The sequence below is a fragment of the Actinomycetota bacterium genome (genome assembly GCA_016700055.1).
In the GTDB taxonomy this organism is placed as follows: Bacteria; Actinomycetota; Acidimicrobiia; order Acidimicrobiales; family Ilumatobacteraceae; genus Kalu-18.
On record CP064997.1, the window covers coordinates 1,110,248 to 1,127,443 of the forward strand.

Consider the following 17,196-nt stretch of genomic DNA (forward strand, 5'->3'; position numbering starts at 1 on the left):
GTGAACCCCCTTCACGAGACGTCGGGAGACAGATCGTACTGCGGCCCCGACGGAGCCCGGTCAGGACGCGCTGCGGCCTACGGCGGAATCAGCTGCCGCGGCCTCGGCGTCCCCCAGGTGGGGTTCGACGAGCTCGGCCAGGTGGCCCGCGTAGTCGGCGGAGAACATCGTGATGTGGTTGCCCGGCGCGGTGCGCACCGTCAGCTTTCCGCGAACGTGCGGACCCCAGTAGTAGTCCTCTGGCTGCGTGGGCCACACCTCGTCGGCCTTCACGAGCAGCACGTCCACGGGGTAGGGCCGCAGACGGTAGGACTCGCTGACCGCGCTGAAGTGGTCGAACAGGTCGACGAAGCCATGGCTCTCGGCATCGGCGTCGAGCCGGGCGATCTCGACGCTCGATCGGTCGACTCGGCGGGCACCGAAGCGCCACGACAGAACGCGCCGAACATGATCTAGCAACGGCCCTGGGCCATGGCGCAGCAGGTGGCGGGCGAGGTTCCCGCGCCGCATCCTGGGGGGCGGATCGGCCTTGCCCGGGGGGACGCTGTCGAAGAGCACCACGGTGTCCACCTGTTCTCCCGCCTCGACCAGTTGCCGCGCCATCTCCAGCGCGACGGTGCCACCACCGGAGTACCCGCCGAGGAGGTACGGGCCAGGACCGTGGCGACGCAACTCCGCGACGTAGCGCTCGGCCATCTTCTCGACCGACGCGTCGGGGTCTTCGTCGTGATTCACGCCTGCCGCCTGGAACCCGTAGACAGGTCGGTAAGGAGCGAGAGCGCGCGCGAAGGTGGACAGGAACAACACGTTCCCGCCCGCACCGTGGACCACGAACAACGGTCGGCCTGGCCCGGCCATCGAGACCGGCACCAGGGTGGACGCCGCGTCGGGGCGGGCCTCCTCGAGACGCTCGGCCAGCAACCTGATGGTCGGCGCGTCGAAGATCGTCGAGAGCTGCAGGCGAGCCCCGAGCTCGCGATGGATCCGCGCCATGAGGCGGATCGCGATCAGCGAGTGGCCACCCGCCTCGAAGAAATCCGTGTCGTCGTCGCGGCCGGCACCGGCGCCGAGCAGATCGGTCCAGATCGCACGAAGCGCGGGCAGGACCTCGCGCGGCTCGGCCGCGCTGTCGGATGCCTCCACGACGTCGGGCGCCGGCGGACGCACGCTGCGATCGAGGTCGTCCAGGCTGATCGAAGTCACGATCAGTTGGTCTTCGGTGCTCCCCACCAAGAGCTCCAGGGCAGTCGTCCCCTCTTCGGGGCGCAGTCCCAACTCGTCGGCGAGCTCGACGAGCGAGGTTTCGTGACCGCGGTGGTGTCGGACGGTGACTCGCGGCTCGTGCGCGGATCCACCCTCTACCACCCAGGCGTTGTCGGCTAGCGGGCGAAGCATCACCCCGTCGAGGCGCGCCACCACCGCACCGTCGTCGTCGAGGGCGAGGATGTCGAGCTCCACCTGGTCTGCCCCGGCGGTGTGGTCGGCGACATCCGGGCGCCGCTCCGTCACCACCAGGTTGACCGGATCGGGCAGCGGCCCCTTGGTCCAGGCCAGCGCCACCCCGGTGGGCACGTGGAGTCCTCCCGGGCGTGACCGGATGGCCAGGCCGACCGCGATCGCCGCATCCAGCATCGAGGGATGCGCCAGCCAGGCGTCCTGGTCGACGGCCATGCCGGCAGGGAGGCTCAGCACTGCGCTCGCCACGCCGTCGCCGATGCGCACATCCTCGAAGCAGTGCCAGTGCTCGCCAAGGCTCAGGTGCGCGCGCTGGGCTTCGAACGGGTCGGTGACGGAGATGCTCGTTCGCGCTCGGATCTCGGCGAAGTCGAACGGCTCCGATCCGTACGTCTGCGGTGCGCCGTATCTCGCCTCGCTGTGGACGGTCCACTCGCCGCCTGTGTCGAGGCCGCCCAAGTCGCTCTCCAGTCGCACGGTGCCGTTAGCGCGGTCGACCACGACTCGAATCGTCGGACTCTGCCCGTCCTCGCCCGCGAGGGGCACCTGCAGCGAAAGCTGCGACAGCACCGCTCCCTCGGCGGCGGCGGTCGCGGCGGTGAGCAGCAGATCGACGTGCCCGGTGGCCGGCAGTACCCAGCGCCCGAGCACACGGTGCTCGTCGACGACCCAGTGGTGCGCCGGGTCCAGACGCCCGACCATGACCAGCTCCGTGCCGTCGTCTGCGCACTGGTCGAGGATCGGGTGCTGCACCGGATAGGGGTCGTGCAGCCCCAGGCGATGCTGCCGGGCGAGCGCCGACGCGATCCCCCTGCCTGACCACAGCCCGAAGATGATCGTGGCGACGCGCAGGTTGCCGCGGCGGCCGGCGAGCGCTTCGAGCACTGCGTTCGCGCCGACGTATGCGACCTGGCCTTCCGGAGCGACAAGGGTGCTCGTCGAGGACACCAGCACCAGCAGCGGAACCCGGCGCCGATCCAGTTCGTCGACGAAGGTGAGCGCAGCACGCGCCTTCACGTCGGCGACGAAGCGGAGCTCGTCTCCCGACGCGAACTCGAGCAGCTGATCGTGGACTCGGCCGGCAACATGGACCACACCGTCGAGCCGTCCGACGAGCTCTTCGGCCCGATCGAGCGCGTGCCGCAGCGCAGACGGATCGGACACGTCGACGGCGACAGCGCCCACCTTCGACGCGTGCGCCTCCAGCTCGCGCAGCCGACGGATGCGCAACGACGTCGGATCGTCCACCGAGTGCCGGGCCAACCACCGGTCGTGAAGGGCCGGGTCCGGGAGCGGCTCGCTCGTCGTGACCACGACCCGGGCGCCGTGGCGGTCGGCCAGATGCTTCGCGATCTCGAAGCCGACCCCGCCCAGACCGCCTGTGACCAGGTAGGCCCCACCGGTGACGAAACCGGTCGAGGGCGTGACCTGGTCGTCGGCTCGTTCTTCGACGACGACCTCGGTCTGACCGAAAACCTCGCCGCCGCGTAGGACGGCGACGGTCGGCCCCGTACGAGCCAGCTCGTCGACGACCGAAGTCGCCGCGGTCGCGTCGTCGACGTCGACCATCCGGCCGCTGACGTGCGGGTACTCCCGGCCGACCACCTTGCAGAGGCCGACGGCCAGGGCGTCCGCAGCACGGCGCGCCGAGCCGCCCTCGACGTTCAGCGCGTCGCGGGTGAGGGCAACGAGCTTGGCCGATTCGGCCTGGGCACCGAGCGCGACAGCCATCCCGGGAGCAATGCCGAGCCAGCGATCGGCAGACGACTCGTAGCCTTGATCGCCCGCCGGTGCGACGACCACGAGACCGTCGAGAGGGTCGGGGCCGAGCAGCTCCGCCGCGCGCCGGGAGTCGGCCGACGGCAGCTCGACCAGACGCGACCTGGCACCGCGGTGTTCCAGCTCGGCGACGACCTCTGCCGCGAATGCATCGCCGATGTCACCGACGACCAGCCAGCGTCGCCCGGCGAAGTCGTCCACCACCGGCCGCACCGCGAGCGGTGCCCACCGCGGCCGCCACAGCCCTTCCTCGAGCGCGTCGATGCGGCGGGGGCCGCTGGGCGCGCCGGCATCGCCAGACCCACGGCGAAGGTCGTTCGCCGGGCCGGTCCAGTGACGCTCGTGGTGGAAGGGGTACGTGGGCAGCCTGGCGCGCCGCGACGCAGGTCCCGCGACCATGGCCAGATCGACCGGCCTGCCGCAGCTCCACAGCCGCGCGAAGGCGTGGCACGCGAACGCGGACTCGGTCTCGGCTCTGGTCTTGCCCGGCATGGTGGGTACTGCCGCGAGCGGAGGCTGCGGCGAGCTCTCGGCGAAGGCGGAGAGGGCGCGGCCGGGCCCGATCTCGGTCAACACGGTGGGCTGCCCGTCGAGCACCGTGGCCAGGCAGTCTGCGAACCGCACGGTCTGGCGGAGGTGCGCCACCCAATACGCCGGATCGGTGGCCTGCTCGGCGGTGATCCAGCTTCCGGTGACGTTCGACGGGTAAGGGATGCTCGGCGCGTCGAGGCGTACGCGCGCGACGGCCTCGCCGAACTCGTCGAGGACTTCGTCGAGCAGCGCGCTGTGTGCCGCCGCCGCCAGCGGCAGGACGACCGTCTCGACGCCTCGGGCACGCAGCTCGTCGCCGAGGGACTCGATCGCTGCCCGGCGACCGGAGACCACGCAGTCGTCGGCGGTGTTGACCACGGCGATGCTCAGCTCCGGAGCGAGCATCTCGCGCACCTCCTGCTCGGGCAGAGGCACCACGAGCATCCCGGAATCGTCGCCTCCCACCCGCTCCATCAGGCGAGCGCGCGTGAGCACGAGAGCGAGCGCGTCGCGCAGCGACATCACCCCGGCCAGGTGCGCGGCGGCATACTCGCCGAGGCTGTGGCCGACGAAGAAGTCCGGGACCGCGCCGTTCGCGATCCACTGCCTGGCAAGGGCGACGCTCGTGACGAACGTCGCCGGCAGCGAGATGGTCGCCCGCCGCATGGCGGCTTCTTCGCCGGCGACGTCCCAACAAGGCCCGAGGTCCGGCCCGCCCAGCTCCTCGACCAACAGCGCCGTCGCCTCCGCACGGACCTGGTGGAACACCGTGAAGCGGTCGTCGAGGTTCGACCCCATCCCGACGTACTGGGCGCCGCCTCCTGGGAACATGAAGCCGAGACGGATTCCGCCGGTGACGGGCGGGCCGGTGTCGACGAACGGCGCGGCTTCGGTGCGCAGCAGCTCGACAGCCTCCTCCCTGCTCCTCGCCGTCACGACATGCCGGCGCGACATCGCTCGACGACCGGTGACGAGGGTGCTCGCCACCGCAGCGAGGGGCACCTCGGGATGTCCTTCGAGGAAGTCGGCGAGCTGCAGACGACGTCCGGTCAGCGAGTCGGGGTGCTCGGCCGAGAGCGCGAACACGAGGCACCCGGGTTGCGCCGACGGTTCTGCGGGCGGCGCCGGGGCTTCTTCGACCACGACGTGCACGTTGGTGCCGCCGACACCGAGCGAGCTGATCCCGCCACGCCGGGGCACGCTGCCCGGCCACGGTTGCGCTTCACCCGAGACGAGGAACGGTGTCCGATCTAGGTCGAGCAGCGCGCTCGGCCCGCTGTGGTTCGCGAGTGGTGGGAACGTGCGGTGCTGCAGCGACTGAACCATCTTGATCAGGCTGGCGACGCCGGCAGCGGTGTCGAGGTGCCCGATGTTCGGCTTGGTCGAGCTGAGCTGGCAGAAGCCGTTGTCGTCGGTCCATGTGCGGAACGCCGCGGTGAGTGCGGCGACCTCGATCGGATCACCGATGAAGGTCCCCGTGCCGTGGGCCTCGATCATCTGGATGTCACGCGCCGAGAGCCCGGCCACGCTGAGCGCCTCGCGCACCACCGCCGCGTGGCCGTCGACGCTCGGGGCGAGGAAGCCGACCTTGCGCCTGCCGTCGTTGTTCACCGCCGAGCCCTTGACGACGGCCAGCACCGGGTCGCCGTCGTCCAGCGCGTCCGCCAAGCGGCGAAGCACCACCACCCCCACCCCGCTCGTCAGCACCGTCCCCTCGGACCGGGTGTCGAACGCCCGGCAGCGGCCGTCGGGAGAGAGGATCTCGCCCTCCGCGTGGAGGTACCCGCGGCCGTGGGGCACGTCGATCGTGGCGCCCCCGGCCAACGCCATGTCGCACTCGAACGCGAGCAGGCTCTGCACCGCGAGGTGGACCGCCACCAGCGAGGTGGAGCACGCCGTCTGGACGTTGATCGCCGGGCCGGTCAGGTTCAGCCGGTAGGCGACGTTGTTGACGAAGAAGTCCTTGTCGTTGCCGGTGTGGCGCACCAGGAACCAGCCGAGCTCGTCGAGCAGGCCGGGCTCGGTGAGCAGGTTGTTGATCAGGTACGTGTTCATGCCGCACCCGCCGAAGACGCCGATCGCTCCGTCGAACGTCTCCGGCACGATCGCCGCCGACTCCAGTGCCGCCCACGAGCACTCCAGGAAGTGCCGGTGCTGGGGATCCATCAGCGAGGCGTCACGCGGCCCGATGCCGAAGAACTCGGCGTCGAAGCCGGCGACGTCGTCGAGCACGCCGGCTCTGCGGACGTACTCGGGACGCGACACCTGCTGGATCGGTTCGCCGAGCGCGACCAGCTCGTCGATCGACAGCTCGGTCAGGCAATCGTCACCGGCGACGACCCGGCTCCACAGCTCGTCTACGTCTGCGGCACCGGGGAAGCGGCCGGCCATGCCGACGATCGCGACGTCGCTGGCCGAGGCCTCGCTCACGGCGGCGTGTTCTCCAAGGACCGGGCGCGCCGGCGGCGCTCTCCGCGGCTGAGCCCGGTCGGCTCGGTGTCGACGGTCGGCGTCTCTCCGTCTACAACGCCCTCGCCTTCGGGAAGGGTCTCGCCGAGATGTGTCGCCATGGTTCGCACGGTCGGGAAGCGGAAGACGTCGGTCAAGGCAACCCGTTCGCCGAACTCTTCGGTCAGTTGGCGGTGCACCTTGACCGCGAGGAGCGAATGCCCCCCGATGTCGAAGAAGTTGTCGTCGAGCCCGACCGGGCGATCGAGCGCCCCCTGCCAGATCCGGGCGACGGCTCCCTCGACGTCTGTGCGCGGCGGAGATGCGACGACGATGCCGCGGCTGCTCGGAGCAGCAGCCGCGAGGGCGACGCGATCGACCTTGCCGTTCGGTGTGTGCGGCAGCTCGGAGACGACCTCGACGCGGCTCGGGATCATCGCCTCGGGCAGCGCAGCCGCGAGGTGCCGGCGCAGCGTTGCCTCGTCGGGGATCGCCCCGTTCGCCGGCACGACGTGCGCGACGAGCTCGGGCAGGTCGCCGGCGCGGACCACGACGACGCCACGGGAGACACCGGGGTGCCGCTCGAGCAGTGACTCGATCTCGCCGATCTCGATCCGATGCCCGCGGATCTTCACCTGCTGATCCCTGCGGCCGAGGAACTCGACCAGTCCGGCTTCGTTCACGCGGGCGATGTCGCCGGTGGCGTAGAGGCGCCCGAGCCCTGGCCGGTCGACGAACCGTTCGTCGGTGAGCTGAGGCCGGTCGTGGTATCCGCGAGCCACTCCTTCGCCACCGAGGTACAGCTCGCCGGCGGCGCCAGGAGGCATGGTGCGGCCTGCCCCATCGAGGATGTGCACGGTGGTGTTGGCGACGGGGACACCGATCGGGACCGCTCCCTGCACGTCGCCGACGAGTTCGTGCGTGAGGGACCAGATGGTGGTCTCGGTGGGGCCGTACATGTTGGTGATGCGACCCTTGACGAGGCGGCGGAGATCCGCGGCAAGGCTCTGCGGGAGCGCTTCTCCCCCCACCAGCAGGTGGTCGAGCGTTGCCACTGCACGCCTGACTGCAGGATCGGCCAGCGCGATCGAGGCGAACGACGGCGTGCACTGCAGGTGCGTCACGCCGTAGCGCTCGACGAGGAAGGCGAGATCGCCGTTCTCCGCGTCGGTTTCGGGGGACGCGACCGTCGAGCTCGCGCAGCTCGCCTCGAGTCGCTGGCGGAGCTCCAACAGGTGGTCGAGCCCGGCGGCGACGCGCTCGACGTCGACCCCGAAGTCGACCAGACACGCGAACTCGTCGACGCCGGCAGCCGCCACGGCCTCGGCCACCGGGAGAACGTCGTCGACGGACCCGACCAGTCCGCTCCTCGTCAGGTAGCGCTCCGTGGCCATGTCCAGCAGCTGGGAGACCTCGTCGTCGGTGAGGGACCGGAAGGCCTCGTCGGCATCGGCGCCTGCGCCGCGCAGGGTCGGAAAGGCCGATGCCATGTCCTTGATCAGGCTGGCCGCGGTGCCCAGGTAGTTCTTGAGCGGTCCGCGTGCAGTTCCCTTCGCCTCGTCGCTGTCGTCACCGATGTAGGTGTGCAGCATCACGGTGACGTGTCCCGCTCCCGCGTGCCCGGCATCGCGTCGGGCCTGGCGGTAGAGCCGGAGCTTCTCGGCGAGCTGGTCCACGGATTGCCCGAGCAGGTGGGTGAACAGGTTGTAGCCGAGCCGCCCCGCGCGCTCGTAGGTGGCCGGGGAGCCAGCCGAGGTGATCCACACCGGGAGCTCCGCCGTCACCGGCCGGGGCATGGTCGTCAGCTCCACCAGCTCGCCGTCGGGGCCGGGCGCGCTGAACGGATCGCCGCGCCACAGCCTGCGCACGTCGTCGATGCGGTCGGCGAGCTCCTCGTTGGATCGCCCGTACGCGCTGGGGTTGAGCACGAAGTCCCTCGGCTGCCACCCCGCGGCAACCCCGAGGCCGACGCGCCCACCCGAGAGGCGATCGACGACCGCCCACTCCTCGGCGACGCGCATCGGGGAGTGCAGCGGCAGCACGACGCTCCCGGCGCGGATCCCGACCCGCTCAGTGCACACGGCGATGGCCGCGGCGACGACGCTCGGGTTCGGGAAGGGTCCTCCGAAGTCGTGGAAGTGCCTCTCCGGCAGCCAGATCGCCTCGATCCCGTTGCGGTCTGCCCACTTCGCGATCTCGAGCAGCGGCCGGTAGCCACGGTCGGAGATCTCGCTGCCCGCGGCGAAGTGGGCGATGCTGAACGACGGCGTACGCATCGCCGGACGCTGCGCCTCGGGCATCCCGAAGCCGCTCTGGGGACGGATCACCACGTGGCAGCCCCGGGTGAGGGTCCACAGCAGTTCGAGCACGGCGATGTCGAACGAGATGCTCGTCACCGCGAGCCACACGGTGGACGAGTCGACCGGGACCACTCGGTCCATCGCGGTGAAGAAGTTGACCACGTTGCGATGCTCGATCTCGACGCCCTTCGGGCGCCCCGTCGAGCCCGACGTGTAGATCACGTAGGCCAAGTCCTCGCCGCCGTGAGAGGGCTCGTCGACGTCGCCGCTCGCCGCGAGCGCTTGCGCCGGCGGCGACACCGTGCGCGCGAACGATCCGCCGAAGTCGGATTCGTCGGCCACCACCACGCCTGCTCCGGAGTCGGCGAGCATGAACTGGACTCGATCGCGCGGGTAGTCGGGATCGAGGGGCAGGTACGCGGCGCCGAGTCGCAGCACACCGAGGATCGTCGCCAGCATCTCGACACCACGCGGTAGCGCCACACCGACGGTGTCACCCCGCCCGACACCGGCGCCGGCGAGCGCAGCAGCGATCACCTCGCTGCGCGCAGCCAACTCGGCGTACTGCAGGGTGACCCCACCGCTCGACACCGCCGGTGCGGTCGGCGTGGCCGCGACCTGCCTGCGGAACTGGGCGTCGATGGTGTCGACCGGGTCGAGCGGCGACGCGGTGGTGTTGATCCGCTCCAGCAACGCTCGGTCGCCCGCGCCGAGCAGCGACAGCGCCCCGACCGGCCCCTGCGGGTCAGCGCGGACGGCCTCGACGAGACCAGCGAGCTGCGCGGCGATCAGCTCGGCGCGCTGGGGGGAGAGCCGGTGGTGAAGCGCCAGGTTGCCGTCCGGCTGGAGCGCGATCCTGATCGAGCCGCGCTCCGGCAGGAGATCCATGTCGGTGACGTCGAGGTCGAGCGCCACCTGGGGGTCGACGGGATGGCCGCGGTGGCCGGGTAGCCGTGCCACCAGGTCCTGCAGGAACGGTCCGTGGGACAAGGCTCCGGCGACGTCGGCCGCGGCGCGGTCGCGCACCTCGACGACAAGCTCGTCGGGACGAGCAGACAGCCCGACGATCGGCGGCTGGAGGAACGGGGCGAGCTCGGCGTACCGGTTGCGTACCGATGCATCGGTGCACTCGATCAGCGCGTGCTGCGCGTTCGTGACACCGCACAGCCACGCCGCAACCGCTCCGGCCAGCACGGCTCGATCTGCATCGGCGACGCCGCGCACGGGGAGCACGGCCCATTCCGCTCCTGCCGCGGGCTCGAGCAGCGCGAGCGGCTCGACCGTCGATTCCTCCAGGCGAGCGATCCACCACGGTTCGTCGCTGGCCAGCTCCGCGTCGTGCCGAGCCAGTAGCGCGCCCAGCTCCGCTGCCCGCTGCGGGATCTGGCCGCCTACCCGGACCAGACCGGCCTCGACCAGGCGGTCCATGTCGACCTTGGCGCCCGCAGGCGTCACCAGGTCGGCCAGCACCAACGTGGCGTCGCGCACCTGGATGGTGACACCCGCAGCCGAGACGTCCTGGATCTGGCCGGCGAGTCCATCGCCGGCACCTTCGCCTCGGCGGACGGAGGTCGGGATGAGCCAGTCGGGGCCGTCGCCGAGCAGCCAGCGCGCCACGCCCACTCGGTTCGCCAGCCGCGGGCCGACGTCTAGGGCACGTGAGGTCCGCTCGACTTCCGCCGCCGAGGAATCGGCGGAGATCACGAGCGTCGGCCGGTCGCGGCGGCGGAACATCTGGCGCGGGCCGTCCGGTTGGGCGCGGGCCGGGAGTTCTCCCTCCACCAAGGCTCTCGCGACGAGCCCGAAGGTGTCGATCCCGGCCTGGTAGCAGCGGGCGTTCAACGAGAACGCCGTTTCGTCGGGACGGATCGGGAACGTCTCCTCGACGACGATGTCACCGCGGTCGACCTGTGTCGTGATCAGGTGCCAGGTGACTCCGTACCAGGCGGCGTCCTGGTGGATCGCCCAGGTGGGCGCGTTCAGTCCGCCGTACAGCGGCAACGGGCCGTCGTGGAAGTTGATCGCGAAGCGGGCCGCGCCGATTGCCTCGTCGGGGAGGACCCGCTCGTAAGCGACCGTCACCAGCACGTCCGCCCGGTGGTCGCGAAGCAGACCGGCGACCTCGCTCGGCTCGACGTCGGAGTGGGTCTTGAACCCGCGCGCAGACGCCAGCTCGAGAGTCCGCGCATCGTTCGACAACACGGCTGCTACCGACAGGCCCGCCGTTCGAGCTGTCGACGCGCACTCGACGGCCAACAGCTGATCACCGAGGAATAGGCAGCGCAGGCCATCCCCTGGCTGCGCGGACTCCGTCATTCGGTGCTCCTCGAAATCAGACCGCTGTGAACCACCACTGAGGGCAGGCAGAATACCACCTTGAGCGACCTACCTGGGGCTCTTACGCCTGCTCGGTGTGGCGCGGCCGAGGTACCGAGCGCGACTCGATCTGCGTCGGCTCGACCTCGGGCCACGCCTGGATCGGCACCTGCCGATTGAACGACGCGGCGTAGAAGAGCTCCTCGAAGTACCTCTTCGCCTGTGCAGCCAGCAATCCGAGGCTGATCAGCTGGACGGCGACGACGAACGTGAACCCGGCGATGATGAACGTCTGAGGGCGCAGCTGCCAGGCGTCGGCGAAGCCGTGGGTGATCCGCTCGTCGAAGTTGCCCCCTTCGCCCTGCGCTTCTTGCACGACGGTCCAGGCGAGTGACAGCGACGACCACAAGGAGATGGCGAGCAACAACAGGCCTGGCGTGAGGAAGAACAGCAGGGGCCTGTAGAGGAAGCTCGCGAAGACGAGCAGCTTGGAGGTGCCGCCGACGCGCAGCGACACCTTCCGCTTCTGCATCCGCTCGGTCTGATCGCTCCAGTCGAGGTGAGCCGGGATCTCGGCCACCCGGGCGCGCAGGATCTGCGCCTTGTACATGATCTCGGTGTTCAGCTCGGGCCCCATCGCCTTCAGGCTCAGCGAGCGGATGAAGTCGCCGTCGTACGCCCTGACCATTCCGGTGACCGTCTTCACGTCGTACTGGCTCGTCGCCGACAGCAGGCGGTTGACGTACCGGCTCATCAGCTCGCGGTGGCGAGGGATCGCAGACGTCCGACCGCCCTTCATGTACGGCGAGGCCACGACGATCTGCACGCCGTGGGCCTGGATCTCATCGAGCATCGGGCGGATGTGGTCGACCGAGTACGACAGGTCGGCATCGAACACCACGACGATGTCGCCGCGTGACAGCGCGAAACCGTCACGCTGGGCTTGGCCGATCCGACGGTTGACCGCCTGGCGGTGAAGGCGCACCTCCGGGCGGCTGCGCGCGAATGCCTCGACGATCTCGGCCGTCTCGTCGGTCGAACCGTCGTCGATGACGAGGATCTCGAACGCGTAGCTGTCGGCCAGGCCGGACATGTACTCGTAGATCGTGGTCAGCGTGACCATGATCTTCAGCGCCTCGTTGTAGGCCGGCACGAGCACGGTCACGAGCGGTAGCCGCTGGCCCTCACCCGCGTCGCTCATCGCGCACCCGTCAACGCCGTCGTGGCCGGAGACTCGGTCTTCAGCCCGCCACGCGCCAGGATCCGTTCGGCATGCTCGCGCAGCGCCACCACCTCGAACTGGCTGCTGAGCTCCTGCAGGCACCGGTGCACAGTCGCGCGCTTCACTGCCCCGGGCATCGTCATCCCGGGGAAGAAGCGCAGGCTGTCGACGTCGTCGGCCCCGAGGAAGTCCAGGGGGTGCAGCAGGATCGACGGCTCCACGTGACGCAGCCGGCACACCCGCAGCGCGTTCGCGAAGTAGCGCAACGCCAACGACTCCGAGACCCCCCGCAGGTACAGCACGTAGCTGAGATGGATCGGTACCCGCAGCATCGGCATCGTGGTGACCGGTATCTCCAGCAGCCGGTCGGTGCCCGAGGCGAAGAGGTAAGGGCGCAGCCCGCGAAGTCCGTCACGGGCGCTGCCGAACAGGTTCGCGCGCTCTTCTCGTTGACTGGCGTCCAACTTCGCGGAACGGAAGTAGTAGCGGCGCGCAAGTGGACCGACCACCGTCGGCAGGGTCGAGCAGTCGTACAGGTAGTCCCGGTCGATGAGCGCGCGGATGACGTCGGGGCTCAGGCTGTAGCCAGGCCCGCGGAACCCGATCGGGCGCTGACCGGAGATCTCACCGATGGCGTCCTCGGCGCGGCCGAGCTCCTTATGGATCTCCGTCAGGGAGTACCTGTGCAGCCAGGGCTGGTGGCGGAAGCTGTGGTTGCCGATCTCGTGGCCGGCATCGGCCAGTGCTCGCAGCGCAGCATGGTTGCGGGTGAGCGCGGCATCTTGTCCGACGACGAAGAACGTGATCGTCAGCCCCAGCTCGGCGAGCATCGCCAGCACCTGAGCGGACAGCTCGTCGAGATACGAGGGGAACTCCTCCCAACCGGCGTCGCCATGGGTCATCTGGTACGCCCACAGGTTGTCCGCGTCGAGGGAGAGCGAAGCCGTTGCCCGCCCGGGTCGGTCTGCGTTCATCGGATCACCGCCTCAGCCCTCCGCGCCAGTCGCCATTATCACCTCGTCTACCAGCGAAAGCGTGTCGTTGACGTTGAGCGTCGCGAACGGCAGGTTCGCCGACCCGGCGAGGTAGAGCCCGGGGACGGATGTGGCGATCGACGGTGCGCTGTCGGAATAGGAGAGCGTCGGCACGGCGAACACCTCGGCCACCTTCGACACCCGCGCGGCGAGCACGTCTTCCTCGGCGAGATCGGGGTACATGGTGCGCAGGTACGAGGAGAACTCGGCCACGATCCGGTCGTCGTCCATGGCGAACAGCGGATGCGACGAGGTCGCGTACTTCGGTAGGTACACCAGCGAGTGACCGCCGAGCTGCTGGGGGTCGACGAAGGCAGTCATCTCGACGACGGCCGTGAACGGTGTGCTCGGGTCGGTGATGTAGGTGAGGTAGTAGTCGGCGAGGGGCCGTCGCAGGAGCAGCGACACGCAGACGATCCCCACGTAACGCACCTCTTCGAGGCGCTTGCGTTCGTTGGCGAGAAGGTCCGGGCAGAGCCGCGCGGCCAACGAGGAGGCCGTGGTGACGACGACCCGGTCGAATCGCTCGGCACCACCCGCGGTCGTCACCTCCAGCGATCCGTCGGTCGAGGGACGCACGCTGCGTACCGGGGTGGACAGCCGGATGTCGACACCACGCTTCGCGAGCTGCTCCTCGAATCCGCGGCACACGGTGTCGTAGCCGCCGTCGACGTAGCCGAACTTCTCCCGCCCGATGCCACTGCGACGCGCCGCGTAGAGACGCTGGATCGTCGACCAGATGAAGGCCGCTGACGTCTGGGTGTACTCGTCGCCGAGCTTGGCGCGCAGCAGCGGCTTCCAGAACACGTCGAACGTCCGCTTCCCGCTCCACCGCGTGAGCCACGGCTCGACGAGGATCTTCTCGACCCGGGCGCCCGAGCGGACACGTGAGCCGTAGAGGATCGTCGACGCGAGCCGGAGCTTGTCGACCATGCGCAGCCCGGGCAGCCGCAAGAACTCGACCGCGTTGGAGACCGACCGCAGCTTGCCGTCCGTCCCGTAGTACCCGGTCTTCGTCTCGACCCAGCGGACCCGGTCGCCGAGACCGAGCATCTCGTACATCGCCCGCGTCCTCGCATCGGAGAGCAACGTGACGTGGTAGTGACGATCCCATGTGACCTCACCGAGCTGCCACGGTGCGGCGAGCCCGCCGAGACGGGGCGACGCCTCGAACAGCGTGACCTCCTTGCCGAGATCGCCCAACCGGTGGGCGAGCGTCATCCCGAGCACGCCTGCGCCGATCACCGCCCACTTCTCGGTTTGCGCCCGCGCCTCGTCGCCCACAGCCGTCCGGAGGGTAATCCGCACGGTTAGCCTGCGCCACGTGCAATCGGCGGGTGGATCGAAAGCCGGCTACGTCGCCGAGCCGACCGCCAAGATCGAAGACGGCGCCGTGATCGGGCCGGGGACGAGGCTGTGGGACCACGTGCACGTGCGTGAGGGCGCCCGCATCGGCTCCGGATGCAACATCGCGAAGAACGTGTACGTCGACACCGACGTGGTGATCGGCGATCGGGTGAAGATCCAGAACAACGTGAGCGTCTACCACGGCGTGACCGTCGAGGACGACGTGTTCCTCGGCCCCTCGTGCGTGTTCACCAACGACCTCTTGCCGCGCGCGGGCTCGACCGACTGGCAGGTCGTGCCCACGAAGGTGCACCGAGGAGCCTCCGTCGGAGCGAACGCGACGGTCCTTTGCGGCACCACGCTCGGCCGCTGGGCGATGATCGCCGCGGGGAGCGTCGTCACTCACGACGTCGAGCCCCATCAGCTCGTCCGCGGTAATCCGGCGCGTCCCGCCGGTTGGGTGTGCCGCTGCGGCGCGGTGATCAGCCGCGACGCGAAGACACCTCCCACCTCGCTGCACTGCGACGATTGCGGGCCAGAGGAACCACGATGATCCCGATCACGAGCGTGCGCTGCGGACCCGAGGAGGAAGCCCTCGTACTCGAGGTGTTGCGCTCGGGGATGCTGGCGCAGGGTCCGATGGTCGAGCGGTTCGAGCAGTGTTGTCGCGAGATGGCGGGCACCCGCCATGCGATCGCGGTCAGCAACGGCACCACGGCGCTCAGCGCGGCGCTCGAAGCCCTCGACCTGGAACCGGGCGACGAGGTGGTCACGAGCCCGTTCACCTTCGTCGCGACGCTCAACTCGATCCTCGAGTCCGGTGCGACGGCCCGCTTCGCCGACATCTCCGAGATCGACTTCAACATGTCGCCGGCGCACGTGGAGTCGGTCCTCACGGAGCGCACGCGGGTGCTGATGCCTGTGCACCTCTACGGGCAGACGGCAGAAATGGGCCCGATCCAAGGCCTCGCCGAGGCCCACGGTTGCCGCGTGGTTGAGGACGCGGCCCAGGCACACGGCGCTTCCTACGAAGGGCGCCCGGCGGGGTCGTTCGGGATCGCGATATTCAGCTTCTACGCCACGAAGAACCTCATGTCGGGTGAGGGAGGCGTGGTCACCACCGACGACGACGACGTCGCCGAGCGCGTCCGGGTGCTGCGCAACCAGGGGATGCGGGCGCGCTACGACTACGAGCGCCCCGGGCACAACTACCGGTTGACCGATCTGGCGGCCGCAGTCGCCATCCCCCAGTTCGCACGCCTGGACGCGATCTCCGAGGCTCGTTCGGCGAACGCGCGCTACTACTCCGAGCGCCTCGCCGGGATCGAGGGCCTCGTCGTCCCGAGCGTCCAGGCCGGTCGCCGGCACGTGTGGCACCAGTACACCCTGCGCGTCACCGACACGGCGCGCCGCACGCGCGACCAGGTGCTCGCCTCGCTGCAGAGCCGCGGCATCGGATCTGGCGTGTACTACCCCCGCCCGGTGCACCACTACGACTGCTTCCGCGGCCACCCCCGTGTCCACCACCACGACGACACGAGCACCGCGGAGCGGGTCGCGGGCGAGGTGCTGAGCATCCCCGTGCACCAGCACCTCACCGCGGACGAGCTGGTGCAGGTCGCCGATGCCGTCGTCGCGGCCCTGCAATGAGCGCGACGGGGGCCCGGCCGTGACGGCGAGCGGGCAGGTCGCGGTGGTCTTCGGGACACGCCCCGAGATCATCAAGTTGGCCCCGGTGGTGCACGAGCTCGGCGACCGGGCGACGACGATCCACACCGGCCAGCACTTCGACGACCAGATGAGCCGCACCTTCCTGGAGCAGCTCGACATCGGCGAACCCGACCACCATCTCGACGTCGGCGGCCTGACCAGGGGCGCCCAGATCGGTCGCGCGACGATCGCCATCGAGGAGCTGCTGTTGAGGCTGCGACCGGCCTGCGTCGTGGTGCAAGGCGACACGAACTCCGGTCTGGCCGGCGCCCTGGCAGCCAATGCGGCCCTCATCCCCATCGTCCACCTGGAAGCCGGCCTGCGCAGCTTCGACCGCACGATGCCCGAGGAGCACAACCGTGTGCTGATCGACGCCCTGTCGGAGCGTTGCCTCGCGCCCCACCCGTCCAACGCGGAGCTGCTACGACGTGAGGGCGTGTCACCGGAGCGGATCCGCGTGACCGGGAGCACCCTGAAGGAGGCGCTCGACAGGATCCTGCCGTCCGCCGGCGAACGCGCCAGCCTCCTGGCCGAGCTCGGGCTGCAGCCCAGCCGGTTCGTCCTTGCCACCGTCCACCGCGTCGAGAACGCCGACGACCCGGTGAAGCTGAAGGCGATTCTCGAACAGCTGGCCGCGCTGCCACTGCCGGTCGTGCTGCCGCTCCACCCGCGCGCCATGGCGCGGGCGCGTGAGTTCGGGATGTTGCAGCTGCTCGAGGGGGTGCAACTCGTCGAACCGCTCGGGTACCGGGAGTTCATCGCTCTGGCCGCAGAGTGCGCCCTGCTGATCAGCGACTCGGGCGGGGTGCAGGAAGAGGCCACCATCGTGAAGCGGCCGGTGGTCGTCATCCGTAGCTCCACCGAGCGCCCCGAGCTGCTCGGCACGTTCGCGCATCTCGTGTCGGCCGGCCCGGAGATCTCCACCGTGGCATGCCGCCTGCTGGAGACGATCGCGCAGACTCATGCCCAGCTGCGTGAGCTCCCTTACCCCTACGGCGTGCACGCCTCGGCACGGTGTGTCGAGGCGATCGACGAGTTGGCAGGCGGCTGAGCG

8 protein-coding genes are annotated in these 17,196 nt (G+C 69.9%); 3 read left to right on the top strand and 5 right to left on the bottom strand.

What is annotated here, in order from left to right; translation table 11 throughout:
• Positions 1 to 60: 60 nt before the first annotated feature.
• From IPM43_05320 to IPM43_05340, 5 genes are all read right to left on the bottom strand, one after another.
• Positions 61 to 6,195, bottom strand: coding sequence for an SDR family NAD(P)-dependent oxidoreductase (locus IPM43_05320; GenBank protein ID QQS25788.1), 6,135 nt, complete (start codon positions 6,193 to 6,195; stop codon positions 61 to 63).
• Entirely contained in the window at positions 6,192 to 10,715 is a 4,524-nt protein-coding gene (locus IPM43_05325; protein ID QQS25789.1) for an LLM class flavin-dependent oxidoreductase, read from the bottom strand. The genes IPM43_05320 and IPM43_05325 overlap by 4 nt, the downstream gene beginning before the upstream one ends.
• A gap of 196 nt (positions 10,716 to 10,911) precedes the next feature.
• Positions 10,912 to 12,030, bottom strand: coding sequence for a glycosyltransferase family 2 protein (locus IPM43_05330; GenBank protein QQS25790.1), 1,119 nt, complete (start codon positions 12,028 to 12,030; stop codon positions 10,912 to 10,914).
• Complete coding sequence (locus IPM43_05335; GenBank protein QQS25791.1) at positions 12,027 to 13,025, bottom strand: polysaccharide deacetylase family protein; 999 nt, start codon at positions 13,023 to 13,025, stop codon at positions 12,027 to 12,029. The genes IPM43_05330 and IPM43_05335 overlap by 4 nt, the downstream gene beginning before the upstream one ends.
• Before the next feature lie 12 nt (positions 13,026 to 13,037).
• Positions 13,038 to 14,306, bottom strand: coding sequence for an NAD(P)/FAD-dependent oxidoreductase (locus IPM43_05340; protein QQS26340.1), 1,269 nt, complete (start codon positions 14,304 to 14,306; stop codon positions 13,038 to 13,040).
• Positions 14,307 to 14,409: 103 nt separating this feature from the next.
• Between IPM43_05340 and IPM43_05345 the strand changes: the two genes are divergently transcribed.
• The 3 genes from IPM43_05345 to wecB are packed head-to-tail and all read left to right on the top strand — an operon-like array spanning position 14,410 to position 17,193.
• Positions 14,410 to 14,985, top strand: coding sequence for an N-acetyltransferase (locus tag IPM43_05345; protein QQS25792.1), 576 nt, complete (start codon positions 14,410 to 14,412; stop codon positions 14,983 to 14,985).
• Positions 14,982 to 16,082, top strand: coding sequence for a DegT/DnrJ/EryC1/StrS family aminotransferase (locus IPM43_05350; protein QQS25793.1), 1,101 nt, complete (start codon positions 14,982 to 14,984; stop codon positions 16,080 to 16,082). The genes IPM43_05345 and IPM43_05350 overlap by 4 nt, the downstream gene beginning before the upstream one ends.
• On the top strand, positions 16,057 to 17,193 hold the full coding sequence (wecB, locus tag IPM43_05355; GenBank protein QQS25794.1) for a UDP-N-acetylglucosamine 2-epimerase (non-hydrolyzing): 1,137 nt from the start codon (positions 16,057 to 16,059) through the stop codon (positions 17,191 to 17,193). The genes IPM43_05350 and wecB overlap by 26 nt, the downstream gene beginning before the upstream one ends.
• Positions 17,194 to 17,196: the final 3 nt, after the last annotated feature.

Excerpts from the sequence above, each read along its gene's own strand:
- IPM43_05330 (QQS25790.1), bottom strand. The coding sequence starts at position 12,030 with ATGAGCGACGCGGGTGAGGGCCAGCGGCTACCGCTCGTGACCGTGCTC.
- IPM43_05335 (QQS25791.1), bottom strand. The coding sequence starts at position 13,025 with ATGAACGCAGACCGACCCGGGCGGGCAACGGCTTCGCTCTCCCTCGAC.
- IPM43_05340 (QQS26340.1), bottom strand. The coding sequence starts at position 14,306 with ATGACGCTCGCCCACCGGTTGGGCGATCTCGGCAAGGAGGTCACGCTG.
- IPM43_05350 (QQS25793.1), top strand. The coding sequence starts at position 14,982 with ATGATCCCGATCACGAGCGTGCGCTGCGGACCCGAGGAGGAAGCCCTC.
- wecB (QQS25794.1), top strand. The coding sequence starts at position 16,057 with ATGCCGTCGTCGCGGCCCTGCAATGAGCGCGACGGGGGCCCGGCCGTG.